This window comes from Solwaraspora sp. WMMA2059 (genome assembly GCF_027497315.1).
In the GTDB taxonomy this organism is placed as follows: Bacteria; Actinomycetota; Actinomycetes; order Mycobacteriales; family Micromonosporaceae; genus Micromonospora_E.
In genome coordinates, this window is sequence record NZ_CP114908.1 from 2,541,361 (window position 1) to 2,557,942 (window position 16,582).

Here is a 16,582-nt window from a genome sequence, read left to right on the forward strand (position 1 = left end):
GCGCCCACCACGGTGCGAACCTGGTCTCCTCCCTCAGGAGGAGACCAGGTCCTGCGCCAGGTCGGGAAAGGGCGGCGGGGTCCCGCCATACACCGGGCAGTACGCCTGGTAGCTGCACCAGTCGCAGAGCCGGCTCTGTTTGGGGCGGAAGTCCCGGCTCTCGGTGGCCTGCAGGATCGCCCGCCACAGCGCCAGGACGGTGCGTTCGAACCGCTGCAGCTCCTCGGCGTCCGGCGTGTAGTCGCAGATCTCGGCGTCGCGCAGGTACAGCAGCCGGAGCACCCGGGGGACGACGCCACGGGTACGCCACAGCACCAGAGCGTAGAACTTGAGCTGGAACAGCGCCCGGGACTCGAACGCCTCTCGGGGGGCACCGCCGGTCTTGTAGTCGACCACCCGCAGGTCCCCGGCGGGGGAGACGTCCAGCCGGTCGATGTAGCCGCGGATCAGCAGCTGCCCGTCGACCACCGCGTTGACCAGGCTCTCCCGTTCGGCCGGTTCCAGCCGGCGGGGATCCTCGACGGTGAAGTAACCGTCGAGCAGGTGTCGGGCGGCGGCCAGGAACTCGTCCAGCTCCGGGCAGCCCGCCTGCTCGTCCGGCGTCGGCTCCGCCGGCCCGGTGGTGACGACGTCGGCCAGCGTCGGGTCGGTGTCCAGCAGCCGTTGCCACTGCGGGGCGACCAGGTCGGCGGCCGCCGCCGGGGTGCGCTGGTCGGCCGGCAGATCGAACAGACGCTCCAGGACGGCGTGGACCAGGGTGCCCCGGGCCTGGTCGACGGTGGTTCGCTCGGGCAGCCGGTCGATGCTGCGGAACCGGTACAGCAGCGGGCAGGTCTTGAAATCGGCCGCCCGCGACGGCGACAACGTGGCCAGCCGGGGTGGTTCGACGTCGGGCGCGATGTCCGGGCCGATTGTCATGCACGCAGGGTATGGCACCGCTGTGACAGTCCGGCCGGCGGCGCGGCGACAAACCGTGCGCGCCGGCCGGTACGGCGTTCCGTAGCATCAACCCGATGGAGGACACCGCGAAACGCCCCGACCGGCGCCCTGACCGGCGGCCGGGGATCAGCCTCGGCCGGGTGCTCGGCTTCCCGGTGCACCTCCACACCTCGGTGCTGTTCCTGGCGATCCTGGTCACCGTGCTGTACGGCGAGTTCGTCCGCACCCAGTTGGACGTGCCGCAGCCGGCCCGCTACGCGGTCGGCCTGGGCTTCGTGGTCTGCCTGCTCGGTTCGGTGCTGCTGCACGAGCTGGGGCACGCGTTGACCGCCCGCCGCTACGGCATCGGGGTCCGCGGGATCACCCTGGAGATGCTCGGCGGCTACACCGAGATGGACCGGGACGCCCCGACCCCCAAGGTCGACCTGCTGGTGTCGCTGGCGGGTCCGGCGGTGTCGCTGGTCCTGGGCCTGGTCGCGGTGGTGGCGACCGTGCTGCTGCCGGACCGTACGTTGATCAACCAGTTGGCGTTCCAGTTGGCGGCGGCGAACCTGCTGGTGGCGGTGTTCAACGCGTTGCCGGGGCTGCCCCTAGACGGCGGGCGCGCGCTGCGTGCCGCGGTCTGGGCGGTGACCAGGGACCGCCACGTCGGCACCGAGGCCGCCGGTTGGGTCGGTCGGGCCGTTGCGGCGGGCACCGCCGGCCTGGTGGTGCTGCTCACGCTGGCCGGTATCCTGTCCCCGTTCGGGCTGATCTTCATGCTGCTGGTGGCGTTCACCCTCTGGCAGGGTGCCGGCCAGTCGATCCGGGTCGCGCGCATCGGCCGCCGGTTCCCACTGGTCGACCTGGCGGCGCTCGCCCGGCCGGTCTTTCCGGTGCCGAGCGGGACGCCGTTGGCTGAGGCGCAGCGCCGGGTCGCCGGCGCCCACCCGGCGCAACCGGGTGGGCGGGAGCCGGCCATGGCGGTGACGAACTCGTTCGGCCGGTTGGTGGCGCTGGTGGACCGGGCTGCGGCCGCTGCGGTTCCGCCGGAGCGCCGTCCGTGGGTGGCGGTCGACACCGTCGCGCGCGGTATCGACGGGGTCCGCCGGATCCCGGTCGACCTCACCGGCGAGCAGGTGGTCCGTACCGTGCAGGAACATCCGGGCGCGCAGTACCTGGTGACCCGGGGCGAGGACGTGATCGGCGTGCTGCACGTCGCCGATCTGGCGCAGTTGTTGGAACCGACCCGAAAGATGAGCCAGTGACCCCTCCGCCGACCGCCGTGGCATCCGGCGATGTCAGTACCACGCCGATCTCCACCCGGCGTGGCCCCTTCCAGCCGGGCGACCGGGTGCAGTTGACCGACCCGAAGGGGCGTATGCACACCGTCACGCTCGCTGCCGGTCGGTCGTTCCACACCCATCGCGGTGCCCTGTCGCACGACGAGTTGATCGGCCTGCCCGAAGGCAGCGTGGTGACGTCGGCCGGCGGTACCGCGTACCTCGCGCTGCGGCCGCTGCTGGCCGACTACGTGCTGAGCATGCCGCGCGGGGCTCAGGTGATCTATCCGAAGGACGCCGCTCAGATCGTGGCGATGGGTGATGTGTTCCCGGGGGCCCGGGTGCTGGAGGCCGGTGCCGGGTCGGGCGCGCTGACCTGTTCGCTGCTGCGCGCCGTCGGCACCGACGGTGAGGTGCACTCGTACGAGGCCCGGGCGGACTTCGCCGAGGTGGCCCGGGCGAACGTGCAGGCGTTCTTCGGCGGCCCGCACCCGGCCTGGCGGCTGCACGTCGGTGACGTCGCGTCCTGCCCGGAGGTCGGCTTCGACCGGATCATCCTGGACATGCTGACGCCGTGGGAGGTGCTGGACCTGGTGGCCCGGGCGTTGCTGCCCGGCGGGGTCTTCGTCGGCTACGTCGCCACCACGCCGCAGCTGAGCGAACTGGTCGAGGCGTTGCGCGCCGCCGGCGGGTTCACCGAGCCTCGGGCGTGGGAGTCGTTGGTGCGGGACTGGCATGTCGACGGGTTGGCGGTGCGGCCCGACCACCGGATGATCGGGCATACCGCGTTTCTGGTGTCGGCCCGCCGGTTGGCACCGGGGGTCAGCGCGCCGCCGCGGCGGCGCAAGCCGAGCAAGGGAGCGGAGGCGTACGCGGCGCGCCGCCGGGACCAGACCGGTGCGCCGGTGCCGCCCGACGCCGCCGGTCCGGCGTCACCCGACCGGGCCGAAGGGCCGGCCCCGTCGCTGGGCACGGTGGCCGGGACGGGGCCGGCATGAGCCGGCCCGCGTTCGGTGGTGGCGAGTTGCCGGCGGTCTTCCCCGACTGGTCGCCCTATCCGGACCTGGACGCGGCCAGCCGGGCGTACCTGCGGGACCCGGACGTCGCGCTGGAGGCGCTCGGTGGCGTACTGGCGGGCGCCGAGGTTCTCGCCTTCACCCTCGAGCGGTTCGTCAACGAGGTCAACGGGGTCTGGCAGGAGGTGGCGATCTGCGACGGCAGCCGGATGGTCCTGTGGCACGGTGAGGACGTCCCGCCGGGGGACGGGCCGGTCGGGTCGATGACGTCGTCGTTACGGGTGGTGCCGTTGTCCACGGTCACCGAGGTCGGCTGCCGCCGTCGGCTGACCCGTACGCCGAACGGGCAGATCCGGGTGGACAGCGTCGACGTCTACCTGCTGCTCAGTTCGCAGGACGAGACGCAACCCGAGGAGCATCTCGGCCCCCGGCACGACGCGCTGCGGTTCGGCAAGACGCTCGACGACGGTGGTTCGGGGCAGATCGCGCGGCTCGAGGAGTTCGCCCGGGTGGTCGCCTCGGTGGCGGGCCGGCCGCTGCTGTGATGTGGGTCACCCATCGCAGGTAGGTGGCCGTACCGGCGGGCAGCGAGCCGTACCGGTAGACCGGGTGGCTAGCCGGCGTCCGGTCCGGACACCTCGGTCTGGTCGTCCGCGCGGACCACGTGGATGCACTCGCCGGGGCAGTCCTTGGCCGCGTCGATCACGTCGAGCCGCAGCCGTTCGGGGACGGCGACCCGGGCGCCCTCGGCGACCTGCAGTTCCCCGGAGGCGTCCTTGACGTAGGCGAGCCCGTCGATGTCGAACTCGAAGACGTCCCGGGCGTACTGCACGCACAGCCCGTCTCCGGTGCAGAGGTCCTGGTCGACCCAGACCTGCAGCTCCGTGTCGGTTGATGCCGTTTCGCCCGGCTCTCCGGGGGACCGGGTCTCGGTCGGGGTCGTCACCGCGCACCTCCCTGGGTCGTGCCCGTCCTCGCGTCCCGACGGTACCCGACACGCCGTGGGACCGGCCGGCCAGGCGTCCGTCGGCCGCTTGTGACGTGCCCGAGCGATCAAGGTTGTGGGACGACTGTGTTGCGTGGGTTCGAAACGTCCGGCAAACGGCTAGTGTTAGGGCAGTACGTTTTAGCCCCCGGGGAGGTGGGACGTGGCACGCAGCGACGACGCGGATTCGCGCGCCGCACGGTGGGAGAAGGAGGCCCACGATCTCTCCACCCAGGTCGCGTTTCTTCAAGAGGAACTCGCTCTGGTGCGGCGCAAGTTGACCGAAAGCCCCCGACACGTGCGGCAGCTCGAGGAACGGCTGGCGGCAGCGCAGGCGCAGCTGGCCCGACTGACCGAGAACAACGAACGGCTCGTGGCGACCCTCAAGGAAGCCAGGGCCCAGATCGTCACGCTCAAGGAGGAGATCGACCGGCTGGCGCAACCGCCCAGCGGGTACGGCGTCTTCCTGGCCCGACACGCGGACGGCACGGTGGACGTCTTCACCGGTGGCCGGAAGCTACGGGTGGCGCTCTCTCCCTCGTTGGACGCCGACGAGCTCCAACGCGGCCAGGAGGTCCTGCTCAACGACGCGCTCAACGTGGTCGACGCGTTCGGCTACGAGCGGGTCGGTGAGGTGGTGATGCTCAAGGAACTCCTCGACAATCCGACCGGCGAGCCGAGTGACCGTGCCCTGGTCATCTCGCACGCCGACGAGGAGCGGGTGGTGCATCTGGCGCAGACGCTGGTCGGCAGCGCGCTGCGGGCTGGCGACTCGCTGATGATCGAGCCGCGGTCGGCGTACGCCTACGAGCGGATACCGAAGAGCGAGGTCGAGGAGCTGGTGCTGGAGGAGGTGCCGGACGTCGACTACACCGACATCGGCGGCCTGCACGCCCAGATCGAGCAGATCAGGGACGCGGTCGAGCTGCCGTTCCTGCACGCGGAGCTGTTCCGTGAGCACCATCTGCGTCCACCGAAGGGCATCCTGCTCTACGGTCCGCCCGGGTGCGGCAAGACGCTGATCGCCAAGGCGGTGGCCAACTCGCTGGCCAAGAAGATCGCCGAGCGGCGGGGTGAGGAGAAGCACACCAGCTTCTTCCTCAACATCAAGGGCCCGGAGCTGCTCAACAAGTACGTCGGTGAGACCGAGCGGCACATCCGGCTGATTTTCCAGCGGGCCCGGGAGAAGGCCGGCGAAGGTACCCCGGTGATCGTGTTCTTCGACGAGATGGACTCGGTCTTCCGGACCCGGGGCTCCGGTGTCTCCTCGGACGTGGAGAACACCATCGTTCCGCAGCTGCTGAGCGAGATCGACGGGGTCGAGGGCCTGGAGAACGTGATCGTGATCGGTGCCTCCAACCGGGAGGACATGATCGATCCCGCGATCCTGCGGCCCGGCCGGCTGGACGTCAAGATCAAGATCGAGCGTCCGGACGCCGAGGCGGCCAAGGACATCTTCTCCAAGTACATCCTCACCGGGCTGCCGCTGCACCCGGACGACCTCACCGAGCACGGCGACGATCCGCAGGCCACCGTGGCAGCCATGATCGACGCCGTGGTGCTGCGGATGTACTCGGAGACCGACGAGAACCGGTTCCTCGAGGTGACCTACGCCAACGGGGACAAGGAGGTCCTGTACTTCAAGGACTTCAACTCCGGCGCGATGATCCAGAACATCGTCGACCGGGGCAAGAAGATGGCGATCAAGGAGTTCCTCACCTCCGGGCGCAAGGGTCTGCGGCTGCAGCACCTGCTCGACGCGTGCGTCGACGAGTTCCGGGAGAACGAGGACCTGCCGAACACCACCAACCCGGACGACTGGGCCCGGATCTCCGGTAAGAAGGGGGAACGGATCGTCTACATCCGTACCCTCGTCTCCGGCGGCAAGGGCGCGGAGGCCGGCCGGTCGATCGAGACGGCCAGCAACACCGGGCAGTACCTCTGACCACGGTCCGGTGTCCCGCACCCCGTTTCGGGGTGCGGGACACCGGTTACGCGGCGCGACTCGACCGCGCCGCGGGACCGGTGTCCGACGCGCCCCGCGTGACCACGCGGACACGCCAACGTCCGGTTCCGTCGGTGCGCGGACTACGCTCGACATGACGGGCGCCGACGGAAGCGATGAGGTAACGGCATGAGTGTGCGGCGGATCATGGGCACCGAGGTGGAGTACGGCATCTCCGTGCCCGGCCAGCCCGGAGCCAACCCGATGGTCACCTCCTCACAGGTGGTCAACGCCTACGGTGCCCGACCCGAACTGAACCGGGGCGGCCGGGCCCGGTGGGACTACGAGGAGGAATCGCCGCTACGTGACGCCCGCGGCTTCACCTACTCGGGGGCCGCCTACGACCCGGCGGAGGCCCTCGCCGACGAGGATCTCGGCCTGGCCAACGTGATCCTCACCAACGGTGCCCGGCTCTACGTCGACCACGCCCACCCCGAGTACTCCACCCCCGAGGTCACCAACCCGCTGGACCTGGTCCGGTGGGACAAGGCGGGGGAGCGGGTCATGGCGGAGGCGGCCCGCCGCGCGGCGACCATCCCCGGTTCGCACCCCATCCAGCTGTACAAGAACAACACCGACAACAAGGGCGCCAGCTACGGCTCCCACGAGAACTACCTGATGCGTCGGCAGACACCGTTCGCCGACATCGTGGCGTACCTGACGCCGTTCTTCGTCACCCGGCAGATCGTCTGCGGGGCGGGTCGGGTCGGCATCGGCCAGGACGGCTCCCAGACCGGGTTCCAGATCTCCCAGCGGGCCGACTTCTTCGAGGTCGAGGTCGGCCTGGAAACCACGCTGAAGCGGCCGATCATCAACACCCGGGACGAACCGCACGCCGACGCCGACAAGTACCGCCGGCTGCACGTGATCATCGGCGACGCCAACCTTTCGGAGATCTCCACCTACCTGAAGGTCGGCACCACCTCGTTGATCCTGACCATGATCGAGGAGAAGGCGCTCGGCGCCGATCTCGGCATCGCCGACCCGGTGGCCGAGCTCAAGGCGGTGAGCCACGACCCGTCCCTGGCGCATCTGATGCGGCTGCGCGACGGCCGCCGGCTCACTGCGCTCGACCTGCAGTGGGCGTTCTACGAACGGGCCAGGGCGTTCGTCGACGACCGGTACGGTACCGACCTCGACGAGGCCACGGCCGACGTGCTGGACCGCTGGGAGGACGTGCTCGACCGGCTGGGACGGGATGTGATGTCCTGCGCGCAGGAGCTGGACTGGGTCGCGAAGCTGCGGCTGCTCGACGGCTACCGGGAGCGGGAAGGGCTCACCTGGGCCTCGCCGAAACTGCAGCTGGTCGACCTGCAGTACGCCGACGTGAGGCCGGAGAAGGGCCTCTACCACCGCCTGGTGGGTCGGGGAGCGATGCGTACCCTGCTCGACGACAGCGCCACCCGCGCCGCGATGGTCGAGCCGCCACCGGACACCCGGGCCTACTTCCGGGGCCGGTGCCTGGCGCAGTACGCCTCCGAGGTGGTCGCCGCCAGCTGGGACTCGGTCATCTTCGACGTGGGCCGGGAGTCGCTGGTCCGGGTGCCGATGATGGAGCCGGAGCGGGGGACTCAGGTCCACGTGGGCGACCTGTTCGACCGGTGCGCCAGCGCGAAGGACCTGCTGGAGGTGCTCACCGGAGGCTGAGCCGGCCAGGTTCGCTTGGCGCGAACGTGGCCGACGCCGGCCGGTTCCGTCGCCACCGCGAGGTAAGTTTCACCTAGGCGATCGTGTGGAGGAGGCACCTGATGGCTACCCGTGACAGCGGCGGTCAGTCCCAGTCCGGCAAGTCCCGCCGGGCCGAGGAAGTCGACGAGACGGTCACCGAGACGGATCCGGAGGCCGCGCAGCGGCACGCCGAGATCACCGAGGACGTCGATGACCTGCTCGACGAGATCGACTCGGTGCTCGAAGAGAACGCCGAGGAGTTCGTCCGCGGCTACGTACAGAAGGGCGGCGAGTAGCTCGCCGGCGGTGAAGATCGCACCCACCGGGTGCGCACGCTAGTCTGCTCCAACACACCGGTGGCCTCGACCGGCGCCGTGCCGGCACGGGCGGCCCGGTCAGGCGATCACGTTATGCAGAGAGGGACCACGTGGCAGCGGGATTCGATCCATCCGGACGCCTTCCGGACGTGTTCACCAACGCGGGAACGTCCTCCTTCACCCAGTTCCTGGCGTCGGCCGCACCGGATCTGCTGCCGGGGCGCCGCCCACTGCCGCCCGGGCTGTCCGCGGACGTCGGCCCGCACGCCACGACGATCGTCACGCTCGTCACCGCCGAAGGCGTGGTGATGGCCGGTGACCGCCGGGCGACAATGGGCAACCTGATCGCCAACCGGGACATCGAGAAGGTGCACCCCGCTGACGCCTACTCGCTGATCGGCATCGCCGGCACCGCCGGCATCGGCATCGAGCTGATGCGGCTGTTCCAGGTCGAGCTGGAGCACTACGAGAAGATGGAGGGCGCCGTCCTCTCCCTGGACGGCAAAGCGAACCGCCTCGCGTCGATGATCCGCAACAACCTCGGTGCCGCGCTGCAAGGGCTGGCCGTGGTGCCGCTGTTCGCCGGGTTCGACCTGGCCGCGACCGATCCGGCCGAGGCCGGCCGGATCTTCAGCTTCGACGTCACCGGCGGTCCGTACGAGACCACCGGTTTCGACGCGATCGGCTCCGGGTCGCTGTTCGCGAAGGCGGCTCTGAAGAAGCGGTACCGTTCCGGGCTGAGTAGCGCCGACGCGGTCCGTCTCGCGGTGGAGGCGCTGTACGACGCCGCCGACGACGACACCGCCACCGGCGGCCCGGATCTGACCCGCCGGATCTTCCCGGTGGTGATGACCGCGACGGCGGCCGGCACCCACCGGCTCACCGACGCCGAGTCGGCCCAGATCGCCGAGGCGGTCGTCGCCGCGCGTACCGAGAACCCGGGCGGCTGAACCCGCGAGCGCCGACTTGTCTCGTCCGCTGTAGTCGTTACCACTTGGTCGAAGGAGAGCCGCCGCCGTGGCAATGCAGTTTTACGCCTCGCCCGAGCAGATCATGCGGGACCGTTCCGAGCTCGCCCGCAAGGGCATCGCCCGGGGCCGTAGCGCGCTGGTGCTGAGCTTCGAGGGCGGTGTGCTGTTCGTCGCCGAGAATCTGTCCAGCGCCCTGCACAAGGTGAGCGAGATCTACGACCGGATCGGGTTCGCCGCCGTCGGCCGATACAACGAGTTCGAGAATCTGCGCCGGGCCGGGGTGCGGATGGCCGACCTGAACGGCCTCAGCTACGACCGTCGCGACGTGACCGGGCGGGCGCTGGCCAACGCGTACGCGCAGACCCTCGGGTCGATCTTCACCGAGCAGTCGAAGCCGTTCGAGGTGGAGATCTGTGTTGCTGAGGTCGGGCTGGAGCCGGCTGCTGACGAGATCTACCGGCTGACCTACGACGGCTCGGTCACCGACGAGCCGGGGTGGATGGCGATGGGCGGTCATGCCGAGACGATCGCCGGTGTGTTGCGAACCGACCATCGGGCCGACATGTCGCTGTCCGACGCCGTCGGGCTGGCGGTGCGGGCCCTCGCCGAAGTGGGCGGTGAGAACGGCGCGACCCGCAGCATCGCCGCCAACCAGTTGGAGGTGGCGGTGCTCGACCGCCGCCGCCGTGGCCGGACCTTCCGCCGGATCGCCGGCGCCGCGTTGACCGCGCTGCTCGACGGGGGTGCCGCCACCTCGGCGGACGAGCCCTCGTCGGCAGAAGCAGGCAGGTCCGGCGGTCCCCGGGTGCCCGAGTCGACGCCGGGAAAGCCGACTTCCTCGGCCGCCTCCGCCGACCTGGAGGATGCCGCCGGCGATTCGGGCCCCACCGAACAGGACTGACCGGGCGCGGTGTGCCGCGCCAGGGCGGCGCTTCGGCCTGGTGCGTCACACCCAGTGTCGTACCGTCCGCCAGTACGCCGCCAGCATCGCGTTGAGTACCTTCCTGCCCGGCGGGTCGATCAGCGGGGTGTCCAGCCGATCGGCGAGGACTCGCATCCACACCCGGTCCGGGACGGTCCGCTCGGCCTGCAGCTGTGCCCGGCGCTGGCGCAGGTGACTGCGGTGCTGCCACAGCCACCGGTAGCCGCGGAGCTTGTCGGGCAGCCAGCCCTGTCGGGCGGCCAGCACCAGCACCGCCAACTCCAGAGCCAGCAGTGGCGGGCCGAGCAGCACCAGCGACCGCCCTCCCCACACCGTGGCCACGAACATCACTCGGTTGCGTTCGACAAGGTAGAACTTGAAGCTGTTGCGGCTGAACTCGTAGCGGTGCAGCGCCACCGCGTCCGGCACGTTGACCACTCGCAGCCCGACCCGCCAGGTTCTGATCGACAGGTCCGCGTCCTCGTGGTACGCGAAGTAGTGCGGGTCGAAGCCCCCCAGCCGGTCCCAGTGCGCCCGGCGGGTCATCAGGCAGGCACCCATCGCACCGGCGGTCTCGGTCGGTTCGGTGCGGGTCTCCCGCTCCCGGAATCCGCCGATCCAACTCAACCCGAGCACGTGCACCTCGTTGCCGCGAGAATTGAGCAGGTCCGGCTCGTCGGCCAGGCGGACCGCGCCGGCGGCGATGCCGACGCTCGGGTCCGCGAGCTCCTCCACCAGCCGGGCGACGGTGGTCGGCTCGACCACCGCGTCGCCGTTGACCAATGCCACGTACTCGCCGACGGCGGCGGCCACGCCGACGTTGCAGCCGGCGGAGAAGCCGACGTTGCGGCCGTCGCCGACCACCGTGACGCCGGGAACCTCACGCAGCACGGTGACATCGTCGGTGGTGCACCCGTTGTCGACCAACACCACGTCGACGTCGACCTTGACCGAGGCGAGCAGGGCTTCCACCGATCGGCGCAGCAGCGGTTCCGCGCCCCAGGCCAGCACGACGGCACTGACCCGGGGCAGGCCGGACGGCGTACGGAATTCACTACTATTTTCCGACATGTCGGTTTCTCTCCTGGGCCGGGGGAATCCGGGCGCCTCTGACGCGGCGTGCCTGTCCTGCCGGCTGGACCGGCGGCCCGGACAGGTCAGCCGCCGAACGCCGGGTCGCGCAACGCGGTGGAGAGCATGCTCCGCCAGTCTGCCATGACCGGTAGGCCGGCGCGCGCCCAACGTTGATGTCCGAGCACCGAGTACGTCGGTCGGGCGGCGGGCCGACGGAAGTTGGCACTGGTGGTGGGACGGATCCGCGTCGGGTCGAGGCCGCGCAGCGCGAACGCCTCCCGGGCCAGCCCACACCAGGTCGTCTGCCCGCTCGCCGTTCCGTGGTAAAACCCGGCGCTCGCCGTGCCGGCGACCGCCGCCGCGGCGAGCGCGACCAGCTGGTGGGCCAGGGCGTACGACCAGGTCGGCTGACCATGCTGGTCATCGACGACCTCGAGGTGCTCCCGCTCGCCGGCCAGCCGCAGCATGGTCGCGACGAAGTTGGGTCCGTGTGCCCCGTAGAGCCACGCGGTCCGGACCACGTAGCCGCGCTCCGGCAGCAGCCGGGCGACGGCCTGTTCACCGACGAGCTTGCTGCGACCGTACGCGTTGACAGGTGAGGTCGGGGCATCCTCCGGGTACGGGGAGGTGCCGTCGCCGGCGAACACGTAATCGGTGGAGACGTGCACCAGGTGCGCCCCACGGTCGGCGCAAGCCTGGGCCAGATGCGCCACGGCGGTGCCGTTGACGGCGGTGGCGGCTTCCTCAGCCGCCTCCGCGCCGTCCACGTCGGTCCACGCTGCGGCGTTGATCACTACCTGATGCCCGTCGACGGCGGCAGCGACCGCCGCCGGGTTGGTGATGTCCAAATCGGTACGGGTCAGCGCGGTCACCGACCGGGTGTCCGGGTGGTCGGCCAACGCGGCCAGCAGGTCCCGCCCCAGCATCCCACCGGCACCGGTGACCAGCCACCGGTCTGCGGCGGTCACGACGACGCCACAGGCTTCTTCAGCGGCTCCCACCAGGGCCGGTTCTCCCGGTACCAGCGGACCGTGTCGGCCAGTCCTTCGTCCAGCGTGACACTCGGGGTGTAGCCCAGCTCGTGGGAGATCTTGCTGATGTCCAGCGAGTAGCGCCGGTCGTGTCCCTTACGGTCGGTGACCGGGACGACCCGTTCCCACCCCACCCCACAGGCGTCCAGTAGCCGGGCGGTGAGCTCCTTGTTGGTCAGTTCGGTCCCGCCGCCGATGTGGTAGACCTCGCCGGCGCGCCCGCCGGCGGCGACCAGCGTGATGCCCACGCAGTGGTCCCGCACGTGCAGCCAGTCCCGGACGTTGCCGCCGTCGCCGTACAGCGGCACCGTACCGCCGTCCAGCAGGTTGGTGACGAACAGCGGGATGACCTTCTCCGGGAACTGGTACGGCCCGTAGTTGTTGGAGCAGCGAGTCACCACGACGTCCATGCCGTGTGTCCGGTGGTAGGCCAGGGCCACCAAGTCGGAGCCGGCCTTGGACGCGGAGTACGGTGAGTTCGGCGACAACGGCCAGTCCTCGGTCCACGACCCTTCGTCGATCGACCCGTACACCTCGTCGGTCGAGACGTGCACGAACCGGTCCGTCCCGTGGCGCAGCGCCGCGTCGAGCAGAGTCTGGGTGCCCACCACGTTGGTGGTCACGAACTCCGCGGCACCGGTGATCGACCGGTCAACGTGCGACTCGGCGGCGAAGTGCACCACCATGTCGTGTCCGGCGAGTGCTCGGTCGACGGCGGCGGCGTCGCAGATGTCCGCTTGGACGAAGGCAAACCGTGGGTCGTCACGGACCGGGGCCAGGTTGGCGAGATTGCCGGAGTAGGTCAGATTGTCCAGCACGGTCACCGTAGCCGGACTGACCGGGGCGTTCGGATCGGTGAGCAGCATCCGGACGAATTCGGATCCGATGAAGCCGGCACCGCCGGTGACGAGGACTCTCACAGGTCCGGGAGTCTACGGGACACCGGCGCCGTCGGCCCAGGGGATCGCCGGTGACGGCTTTCCGACGATGTCCTCGCCGGTCCCGGCAATGGACTGGTGCACGACCGGCCGAGCGGATGTCGGACGAAGGGCCCGACATCCGTGACCGGCCCGTAGAGGGAGCCCGTTGACGGTTGCTGTGGGTGGTTAGGCCGGTAGGCTCCCGCCGTGCGTGGAATCCTACTCGCTGGCGGTACCGGATCTCGGCTCTGGCCGATCACTCGCGCCGTGTCGAAACAGCTCATGCCGGTCTTCGACAAGCCGATGATCTACTACCCGCTCGCCACCCTGATCATGTCCGGCATCCAGGAGATCCTGGTCGTGACCACACCGGAGGATCAACCGCAGTTCCGACGACTGCTCGGCGACGGCGCGCAGTTCGGGCTGAGGCTGAGCTACCGGGCGCAGCCCCGGCCGGAAGGCATCGCCCAGGCATTCGTGCTCGGCGCGGACTTCATCGGCGATGAGTCCGTCGCGTTGATCCTTGGCGACAACATCTTCCACGGCATCGGTCTGGGCCGGAAGCTGTCCGACCACGCCGACCTCACCGGCGGCCTGATCTTCGCCTACCCGGTGGCCAACCCCGAGGCGTACGGCGTGGTCGACTTCGACGCCGCCGGCCGGGTCCTGTCGATCGAGGAAAAGCCGAAGCGGCCGCGGTCGCGCTATGCGGTGCCCGGCTTGTACTTCTACGACAACCAGGTGGTGGAGATCGCCGCAGGGCTGAAACCGAGCGACCGCGGCGAGCTGGAGATCACGGCGGTCAACGAGGCGTACCGCCGGGCCGGTCAGCTGTCGGTGACCGTGCTGGACCGGGGAACGGCCTGGCTGGACACCGGCACGTTCAATTCGATGATGCAGGCCGCCGAGTTCGTCCGGGTGATCGAGGAACGCCAGGGCATGAAGATCGGCTGCGTCGAGGAGTCCGCCTGGCGCGCCGGCCTGATCGACGACGATCAGCTGTGCGCCCTCGCCGAGCCGCTGACCAAAAGCGGTTACGGCAGCTACCTGCTGAGCCTGATCGAGGAGCGCAACGACCACCGGTTGTCCGAAGCCGGTCCGGCCGAGGAGGCCTGATGAAGATCCGGGAGCTCGAGATCGAGGGCGCCTGGGAGGTCACCCCGCAGCAGCACGGTGACCCGCGCGGGCTGTTCATGGAGTGGTACCGCTTCGACCACCTGGCCGGGGCGGTCGGGCATCCGCTGCGGCTGGCCCAGGGCAACCTGTCGGTCTCGGCGTATGGCGTGGTCCGGGGCATCCACTTCGCCGACGTGCCGCCTGGCCAGGCCAAGTACATCAGCTGCGTACGGGGCGCGGTGGTCGACGTGATCGTGGACCTGCGGGTCGGTTCACCGACGTTCGGCCGGTGGACGGCGGTGCGGCTCGACGACGTGGACCGCCGCGCGGTCTACCTCAGCGAAGGACTCGGGCACGGGTTCTGCGCGATGTCCGACGACGCCACCCTGAACTATTTCTGTTCGACCACCTACAACCCGCGCGCGGAGCACGGCGTACATCCTCTCGACGCCGACCTGGCCATCGACTGGCCGGTCGCCGCGCCGCAGCTGTCCGCCCGCGACGATGCGGCCCCGACACTGGCCCAGGCCCGCGCCGACGGCCTGCTGCCGGACTACGGCCGCTGTCGGGAGTTCGCTGCCCGGCTCTCCGCCGGCGAGTCGCCGTACGCGCCTGGCCAATAACTCTGCGCGAAAGCGACCTGTCGGGCGTAGTTCGCCCGACAGGTCGCCCGAGACTGACCACGGAGCCCTCGGGGCGGCTAATGTCTGGTCATGGAACGGCGAATCTTCGGGCTCGAAACCGAGTACGGTGTCACCTGCACCTACCGCGGCCAGCGGCGGCTGTCGCCGGACGAGGTGGCGCGCTACCTGTTCCGCCGGGTGGTCTCCTGGGGGCGGTCCAGCAACGTCTTCCTCCGCAACGGGGCCCGGCTCTACCTCGACGTCGGATCCCACCCGGAGTACGCCACCCCGGAGTGTGACTCGGTCACCGACCTGGTGGCGCACGACCGGGCCGGCGAGCGGATCCTCGAAGGGCTGCTGGTGGACGCCGAGAAGCGGCTGCACGACGAGGGCATCGCCGGCGAGATCTACCTGTTCAAGAACAACACCGACTCGGCCGGCAACTCGTACGGCTGCCACGAGAACTACCTCGTGTCCCGGCACGGCGAGTTCGGTCGGCTGGCCGACGTGCTGATCCCGTTCCTGGTCACCCGGCAGCTCATCTGCGGCGCCGGCAAGGTCCTGCAGACGCCGCGCGGGGCGGTCTACTGCCTTTCCCAGCGGGCCGAGCACATCTGGGAGGGCGTCTCCTCGGCGACCACCCGGTCCCGGCCGATCATCAACACCCGCGACGAACCGCACGCCGACGCCGAGCGGTACCGCCGGCTGCACGTCATCGTCGGCGACTCCAACATGAACGAAGTGACCACGCTGCTCAAGGTCGGTAGCGCGGACATCGTGCTGCGGATGATCGAAGCCGGCGTCGTCATGCGGGACCTGTCGTTGGAGAACCCGATCCGGGCGATCCGCGAGGTCTCCCACGACATCACCGGCCGGCGCAAGATCCGCCTCGCCTCCAACAAGGAGGTCAGCGCGCTGGAGATCCAGCAGGAGTACCTGGCCCGGGCGACCGAGTTCGTCGAACGCCGGGGCGGCGACCAGACCGCCAAACGGGTCGTCGAGCTGTGGGGCCGGGCACTGCGGGCGGTCGAGACCGGCGACCTGGACCCGGTCGCCCGGGAAATCGACTGGGTGACCAAGTTGAAGCTGATCGAGCGCTACCAGCGCAAGCACGATCTGCCGCTGTCCCATCCGCGGGTCGCCCAGATGGATCTGGCGTACCACGACCTGCGCCGCGGCCGCGGGCTGTACGCGTTGCTGGAGCGGCGCGGCCAGGTCGACCGGGTGGCCACCGACCCGGAGATCTTCGAGGCGAAGGAGACACCGCCGCAGACCACCCGGGCCCGGCTGCGCGGGGAGTTCATCCGGCACGCCCAGGAGAAGCGGCGGGACTTCACCGTCGACTGGGTCCACCTCAAGCTGAACGACCAGGCCCAGCGCACCGTGCTGTGCAAGGACCCGTTCCGGGCCTACGACGAGCGGGTGGAGCGGCTGATCGCGAGCATGTGACGGTAGGCTCACGGACGATGGTTGACCCCACCCGCGACGATCCCGCGCCGCCGCCGCCGACCGCCACCGGCCGGCCGAGTCCGTTTCCCCGGACCGAGACCTGGCTCGAGCGACGGCGCAACAAGATCGCCGCAGAGATCGCCCGCAACCGCCGCGGTGACTACACCGTGCCGACCTGGGTGCTCGCCACGGCGTTGGCGCTCATCCTGGGTGCCTGGGCGGTCCTGATCATCGTCAGCTGAGCCGGTGCCGCCGGGTCAGCCGTCACCGCCGGCCAGTGCTGT

The 16,582-nt window shown here is 70.1% G+C and carries 17 protein-coding genes; 12 read left to right on the forward strand and 5 right to left on the reverse strand.

The features are described from left to right. Positions 1-33: 33 nt before the first annotated feature. Positions 34-918 (reverse strand): PD-(D/E)XK nuclease family protein, encoded by an 885-nt coding sequence (locus O7553_RS11655; protein ID WP_348650079.1) that lies wholly within the window; start codon positions 916-918, stop codon positions 34-36. Between the two features lie 95 nt (positions 919-1,013). Here O7553_RS11655 and O7553_RS11660 point away from each other — a divergent pair, with 95 nt between their 5' ends. Genes O7553_RS11660 through O7553_RS11670 form a run of 3 tightly spaced genes read left to right on the forward strand, consistent with a single transcriptional unit; the run spans position 1,014 to position 3,762 of the window. Continuing rightward, entirely contained in the window at positions 1,014-2,186 is a 1,173-nt protein-coding gene (locus tag O7553_RS11660) for a site-2 protease family protein (protein ID WP_281554811.1), read from the forward strand. A gap of 17 nt (positions 2,187-2,203) precedes the next feature. Further along, positions 2,204-3,199 (forward strand): tRNA (adenine-N1)-methyltransferase, encoded by a 996-nt coding sequence (locus tag O7553_RS11665; protein WP_281555580.1) that lies wholly within the window; start codon positions 2,204-2,206, stop codon positions 3,197-3,199. Then, positions 3,196-3,762, forward strand: a complete 567-nt coding sequence (locus tag O7553_RS11670) for a hypothetical protein (protein WP_281554812.1) — start codon at positions 3,196-3,198, stop codon at positions 3,760-3,762. Before O7553_RS11665 ends, O7553_RS11670 begins: the two co-directional genes overlap by 4 nt. A gap of 68 nt (positions 3,763-3,830) precedes the next feature. Here the strand turns inward: O7553_RS11670 and O7553_RS11675 are convergent, their stop codons facing one another. After that, positions 3,831-4,163, reverse strand: coding sequence for a ferredoxin (locus O7553_RS11675; protein ID WP_278169019.1), 333 nt, complete (start codon positions 4,161-4,163; stop codon positions 3,831-3,833). Positions 4,164-4,365: 202 nt separating this feature from the next. Between O7553_RS11675 and arc the strand changes: the two genes are divergently transcribed. The 5 genes from arc (at position 4,366) to prcA (ending at position 10,064) form a co-directional block, all read left to right on the forward strand. Then, positions 4,366-6,147, forward strand: coding sequence for a proteasome ATPase (gene arc / locus O7553_RS11680; protein ID WP_281554813.1), 1,782 nt, complete (start codon positions 4,366-4,368; stop codon positions 6,145-6,147). Positions 6,148-6,336: 189 nt separating this feature from the next. Then, positions 6,337-7,854 carry a depupylase/deamidase Dop gene (dop, locus tag O7553_RS11685; protein WP_348650078.1) on the forward strand — a complete coding sequence of 506 codons (1,518 nt, stop codon included), beginning with the start codon at positions 6,337-6,339 and terminating at the stop codon, positions 7,852-7,854. A 101-nt stretch (positions 7,855-7,955) separates the two neighbouring features. Then, positions 7,956-8,171, forward strand: a complete 216-nt coding sequence (locus O7553_RS11690; protein WP_123601515.1) for a ubiquitin-like protein Pup — start codon at positions 7,956-7,958, stop codon at positions 8,169-8,171. Positions 8,172-8,302: 131 nt separating this feature from the next. Then, positions 8,303-9,142: a proteasome subunit beta gene (gene prcB, locus O7553_RS11695; RefSeq protein WP_278169020.1), complete on the forward strand. Its 840-nt coding sequence runs from the start codon at positions 8,303-8,305 to the stop codon at positions 9,140-9,142. 67 nt (positions 9,143-9,209) lie between these two features. Further along, complete coding sequence (gene prcA / locus O7553_RS11700; protein WP_281554814.1) at positions 9,210-10,064, forward strand: proteasome subunit alpha; 855 nt, start codon at positions 9,210-9,212, stop codon at positions 10,062-10,064. A 45-nt stretch (positions 10,065-10,109) separates the two neighbouring features. On the opposite strand, the gene O7553_RS11705 is transcribed toward prcA, so the two are convergent. The 3 genes from O7553_RS11705 to rfbB form a co-directional block, all read right to left on the reverse strand. Then, the gene (locus O7553_RS11705; RefSeq protein ID WP_281554815.1) at positions 10,110-11,156 is read right to left on the reverse strand and encodes a glycosyltransferase family 2 protein; all 1,047 of its coding nucleotides are present in this window, start codon (positions 11,154-11,156) and stop codon (positions 10,110-10,112) included. A gap of 86 nt (positions 11,157-11,242) precedes the next feature. Further along, entirely contained in the window at positions 11,243-12,127 is an 885-nt protein-coding gene (gene rfbD / locus O7553_RS11710; RefSeq protein WP_281554816.1) for a dTDP-4-dehydrorhamnose reductase, read from the reverse strand. After that, positions 12,124-13,110 (reverse strand): dTDP-glucose 4,6-dehydratase, encoded by a 987-nt coding sequence (rfbB, locus tag O7553_RS11715; protein ID WP_281554817.1) that lies wholly within the window; start codon positions 13,108-13,110, stop codon positions 12,124-12,126. Before rfbB ends, rfbD begins: the two co-directional genes overlap by 4 nt. A gap of 207 nt (positions 13,111-13,317) precedes the next feature. On the opposite strand from rfbB, the gene rfbA reads away from it, so the two are divergent. The 4 genes from rfbA to O7553_RS11735 all read left to right on the forward strand — a co-directional run bounded on the left by rfbA (position 13,318) and on the right by O7553_RS11735 (position 16,540). Further along, complete coding sequence (gene rfbA / locus O7553_RS11720; RefSeq protein WP_281554818.1) at positions 13,318-14,226, forward strand: glucose-1-phosphate thymidylyltransferase RfbA; 909 nt, start codon at positions 13,318-13,320, stop codon at positions 14,224-14,226. Continuing rightward, positions 14,226-14,849: a dTDP-4-dehydrorhamnose 3,5-epimerase family protein gene (locus tag O7553_RS11725; RefSeq protein ID WP_281554819.1), complete on the forward strand. Its 624-nt coding sequence runs from the start codon at positions 14,226-14,228 to the stop codon at positions 14,847-14,849. The genes rfbA and O7553_RS11725 overlap by 1 nt, the downstream gene beginning before the upstream one ends. 90 nt (positions 14,850-14,939) lie before the next feature. Then, positions 14,940-16,298 (forward strand): Pup--protein ligase, encoded by a 1,359-nt coding sequence (gene pafA / locus O7553_RS11730; RefSeq protein WP_123601522.1) that lies wholly within the window; start codon positions 14,940-14,942, stop codon positions 16,296-16,298. Between the two features lie 17 nt (positions 16,299-16,315). Beyond that, positions 16,316-16,540, forward strand: a complete 225-nt coding sequence (locus O7553_RS11735) for a hypothetical protein (RefSeq protein ID WP_281554820.1) — start codon at positions 16,316-16,318, stop codon at positions 16,538-16,540. The last annotated feature ends 42 nt before the right edge of the window (positions 16,541-16,582 follow it).